A 3278-nucleotide genomic window follows, 5' to 3' on the forward strand; every position below is an offset into this window, starting at 1 on the left:
GGCCGGAGAAAGACCTTGCGCAGGTGGCTTTTTTTTTGTATCATTGCACCGGCCAAGAAGACCATTAGCGTCTCACGTTTTCTCCGCGGTTTTCTCGACCTGAGATAGCATTTCCTTCGCAGATACGCACCCGGACAACGGACGGTGATTTCGCAGGATGGCGATGATAGAGTGGTTCAGGCAGAGGATGAGAACGACGCGCCCCTGGTGCTGGGGCCCCTGGATGCACAGGAGGAAGAACGAAGAGCGGGAGAGCCCCTCTGAGGTGGACTTAGCTGGATTGCGACCGGGCGAGAGTGGCACCGTGGTGAGGATTGCTGGGGGGCATGGAGTCGTCAAGCGGTTGGAAGTCTTGGGGGTCAAACCAGGAGTCACGGTGACCAAGGTCTCCAGTCAGATGCTGCGTGGGCCGGTGACCTTTCGGGTGGGGTCCAGCCAGTACGCAATCGGCTTTGGTATGGCGCGCAGGGTGATCGTGCGGCGATGAACGGGCAGGTCACGCAGAGGTCCCGCCGTGTGCTCCTCATGGGAAACCCCAACGTAGGCAAGAGCGTGGTCTTTTCGCGCCTTACCGGAGCAAACGTGATTGCCTCCAATTACCCGGGCACCACCGTCGAGTACACCAAGGGATTCATGCGGCTGGGCGACGAGCAGGTCGAGGTTGTCGACGTGCCAGGGACCTATTCGCTGGAGCCCACATCGCGCGCCGAGGAAGTTGCCCTGGAGATGCTGCGGGAGGCGCATGCTGCCGGCGAGCATCCTGACATAGTCATCAACGTGGTGGATGCCACCAACCTGGAGCGCAACCTGAACCTCACCCTGCAACTGCTCAAGGTAGGGGTGCCAATGGTGGTCGCGCTCAACATGTGGGACGAGGCGAAACACATTGGGGTGTCCATCGACGCCGAGGAATTGGAGCGCCTCCTCGGCGTGCCTGTCGTGCCGACGGTGGCGATTACCGGGGAGGGAATCCGCTCGCTAGTGCAGCGGCTCCCTGAAGCGCGCGGCGGCACCTGGGAGTTTGAGGAAAAAGACCGTTGGGCAGAAGTTGGCAAGGTGGTGCGCAGGGTACAGGAGGTCTCTCACCGCCACCACACCTGGTTGGAAAAGCTGAGCGATGCCTCCCTGCAGCCTATCTCAGGCACCATCATGGGTGCGGCAGTGCTCTACCTGTCGTTCGGGGTCATTCGCTTCATCGGGGAGGGACTGGCTACGCGCCTGATGGAGCCTCTGTTCGAGCGCTGCTGGGGACCGCTCATGATGCGCCTCTCCCACCTGTTGGGGTCTGGAGGATTGCTCCACGACGTCCTGGTGGGACGGCTGGTAGAAGGCAAGATTGACTTCCTGCAGTCTTTGGGGCTCCTCACCACAGGGCTGTTCGTTGACTTTGCGGTGGTGTTTCCGTATGTCGTTGCTTTCTACCTTGTGTTGAGCATCGGCGAGGACTCTGGTTACCTGCCGCGGCTGAGCGTGCTCTTGGACGGCATCATGCACCGTCTCGGCCTGCACGGCTTGGCTATTGTGCCCATGCTCTTGGGGTGCGGTTGCAATGTGCCCGGAGTGATGGCCACGCGCATCCTGGAGACGCGCCGTGAGCGCTTCATCGCAGCCACCCTGATGGCCATTGCCATTCCTTGTGCTTCCCAGACGGCGGTCATCATCGGTCTGGTGGGGAGCTACGGGACGTCGGCCTTGCTCATGGTGTTTGGCACCCTCTTCGCGGTCGGGGTAGTGCTGGGCGTGGTCATGAACCTGTTGCTCAAAGGGGAGAGTCCCGAGATCTTCGTGGAGATCCCTCCCTATAGGTTCCCTTACGTGCCTGGGCTGCTACGCAAGCTCTTGCTGCGCCTGCGTTGGTTCCTCCAGGAAGCAGTGCCTTTCGTGCTTCTGGGGGTACTGATTGTGAATCTTCTGTACCGCTTTGGCATAATTGACGCAGTGGGAAGATTCGCGGCCCCGGTGGTGACTGGACTTCTCGGATTGCCCAGGGAGGCGGTCGGGGCGATGATTGTCGGCTTCCTACGCAAAGATGTTGCGGTGGGCATGTTGGCCCCATTGCAAATGAGCATGAGGCAGCTGGTCATCGCCAGTGTGGTGTTGACGATGTATTTCCCTTGCATGGCGACCTTTGTGGTCATGCTCAAAGAGCTGGGGCTCAAAGATATGTTGCGCGCGACGGCGATCATGCTAATGGTCACGTTGACTGTGGGCACGCTGCTCAACGTAGTCCTGGCGTGACGAGGACCGCCCGCCACAGAAGGCCTTTCAGCTTGACTTTTTGGCAAAATTTTGCTATACTTACCGGCTAAGAAGCGCGCCCAGCAGCTCTCCTCGGGGATGCGCACCGGGCAGTGGCACATGCGTGACGGAGGATTTGCTCATGTACGACTTCCTGAAGACCCTTGGCATCGAGAAGGAAAACTCCGGTGGGTGCACCGGCACCCAGTGGTTGGAGGGTAAAGGCGGTCTTTTGCAGTCCGTCTCCCCCATCGACGGCGAGGTGATTGCCACCGTGCGCCAGGTGGACGAGCAGGAGTACGAGGCCATTGTGGCCAAGGCCCAAGAAGCCTTCAAGTGGTGGCGAATGGTGCCGGCTCCCAAACGGGGCGAGATCGTGCGCCAGATGGGGCTGAAGCTGCGCGAATACAAGGAACCGTTGGGCAAGCTCGTCACGCTGGAAATGGGCAAGATCCTGCCCGAGGGCGAGGGCGAGGTGCAAGAGATGATCGACATGGCGGACTTTGCGGTGGGTCTGTCCCGGCAGCTCTATGGTCTGACGATGCAGTCTGAGCGCCCAATGCACCGGATGTATGAGCAGTGGCACCCCCTTGGCATTGTGGGGATCATCACCGCGTTCAACTTCCCGGTTGCCGTGTGGTCCTGGAACGCCATGATCGCCTTGGTCTGCGGCGACACCATGATTTGGAAGCCGTCATCCCTGACGCCTTTGTGCGCGATCGCCGTGCACAAAATCCTTGCCGATGTGCTGAAGGCCAACGGCCTGCCGGAGGGGATCCTCAACCTGGCCGTGGGCAGTGGGCGAGTGGTAGGGGAGAAGATGATCAACGACCCACGCATCCCGCTCATCAGCGCCACTGGGAGCTGCGAGATGGGCCGGCGCATCGGCGCCGTGGTGGGCCAGCGCTTGGGGCGGACCATTCTGGAATTGGGCGGCAACAACGGCATCATCGTCATGGAAGATGCGAACATGGACCTCGTGGTGCGGGCAGTGCTGTTTGGCGCAGTGGGCACAGCAGGCCAGCGCTGCACGACTACCA

Annotated in this window: 3 protein-coding genes; all 3 read left to right on the forward strand. The window is 60.6% G+C overall.

Annotated features, from left to right (window positions below):
- Positions 1-223 precede the first annotated feature (223 nt).
- Entirely contained in the window at positions 224-487 is a 264-nt protein-coding gene (locus H5U38_15110; GenBank protein MBC7188353.1) for a ferrous iron transport protein A, read from the forward strand.
- The gene (locus H5U38_15115) at positions 484-2238 is read left to right on the forward strand and encodes a ferrous iron transporter B (protein ID MBC7188354.1); all 1755 of its coding nucleotides are present in this window, start codon (positions 484-486) and stop codon (positions 2236-2238) included. Before H5U38_15110 ends, H5U38_15115 begins: the two co-directional genes overlap by 4 nt.
- A gap of 142 nt (positions 2239-2380) precedes the next feature.
- A partial coding sequence (locus H5U38_15120) for an aldehyde dehydrogenase family protein (protein ID MBC7188355.1) occupies positions 2381-3278 on the forward strand: 898 nt, incomplete at its 3' end.

The sequence above is a fragment of the Calditrichota bacterium genome (genome assembly GCA_014359355.1).
Lineage (GTDB): Bacteria > Zhuqueibacterota > Zhuqueibacteria > JANLFK01 > Oleimicrobiaceae > Oleimicrobium.

What these genes read in the sequence shown, in the direction of transcription:
- H5U38_15110 (MBC7188353.1), top strand. Translation starts at nt 224, where the DNA reads ATGCACAGGAGGAAGAACGAAGAGCGGGAGAGCCCCTCTGAGGTGGAC.
- H5U38_15115 (MBC7188354.1), top strand. Translation starts at nt 484, where the DNA reads ATGAACGGGCAGGTCACGCAGAGGTCCCGCCGTGTGCTCCTCATGGGA.